General features: G+C 42.4%; 1 protein-coding gene. It reads left to right on the top strand.

Annotation, left to right across the window (positions count from 1 at the left end):
- The first annotated feature begins 100 nt into the window (after positions 1-100).
- The gene (locus OQ5_RS0106195) at positions 101-790 is read left to right on the top strand and encodes an HAD family hydrolase (protein ID WP_016776650.1); all 690 of its coding nucleotides are present in this window, start codon (positions 101-103) and stop codon (positions 788-790) included.
- Positions 791-965: the final 175 nt, after the last annotated feature.

The following is a 965-nucleotide window of genomic DNA, read 5'->3' as shown; positions in this document are numbered from 1 at the left end:
CAGGTTAGACCGGACTCATATATAGAAATGTTTTTCTGTACCAAAGTTCAAAATCCACGTCCTTTTAGTATTTTTGGTGCCTTAAAAAATAAGTTCTGCAATGCTACAAAAAAATCCCTCAAAACCGAAAGCCTTTTTGTTCGACATGGATGGTGTATTATACGATAGCATGAAACATCATGCCGACACCTGGGTTGAAGCCTTCCGGAAATATAACATAGATTTTCCCGCCAAAGAAGCTTATCTGAATGAAGGAAGTACAGGAGATGCCACCATAAAAAAGGCGATTCGGGAAATTGAAGGAAGAGAGGCAACACAAGTAGAGATCGAAGGCATTTATACTGAAAAAACCCGACTGATGAATTATGTCCCCAAAGCCGAAATGATACCTGGAATGCAGGCGCTCATCAGACAGATACGTTCCATGGATATCAAAATTATTGTTGTAACCGGCTCAAAGCAGCCCGTGCTTCTGGACAGGCTCGGTCATGATTTTGGAGTGGAAAGGCAAAACACAGTTTCAGGTTATGATGTAAAGCATGGAAAACCTAATCCGGAACCCTACCGTATTGCCCTGCAAAAGGCAAATTGTAAACCATCAGAGGCTGTTGTTATAGAAAATGCGCCCCTGGGTATTGAATCGGCCGTTAATGCGGGAATCTATACCATTGCTATCAATACCGGGCCTCTCGAAAAAGCTACACTTAAAAAGGCCGGAGCTGACAAAGTTTTTGACACGACCGAACAATTACAAAAATTTGTACATAATCTCATAACAACAGACCGGTAGATTTTTAGTGATTAGTAATCGACAGGCAGAAAGCAGGGCATGAGGCATGGAGCATGGCGCATGGAGCGTGGGGCATGGAGCGTGGAGGAAAGGTGATAAGGTAAAGCGGCAGGATGGTAGCATAGAGAATAAAGCAGGAAATATTACTCCAATAAATCAGACAAACTAATTAGTG

Origin of the sequence: Anaerophaga thermohalophila str. Valhall (assembly GCF_000250735.1) — a bacterium.
GTDB classification, from domain to species: domain Bacteria; phylum Bacteroidota; class Bacteroidia; order Bacteroidales; family Marinilabiliaceae; genus Anaerophaga; species Anaerophaga thermohalophila_A.
Note: the sequence above shows the minus strand (reverse complement) of the source record. Positions and strands in the feature narration are given on the sequence as shown.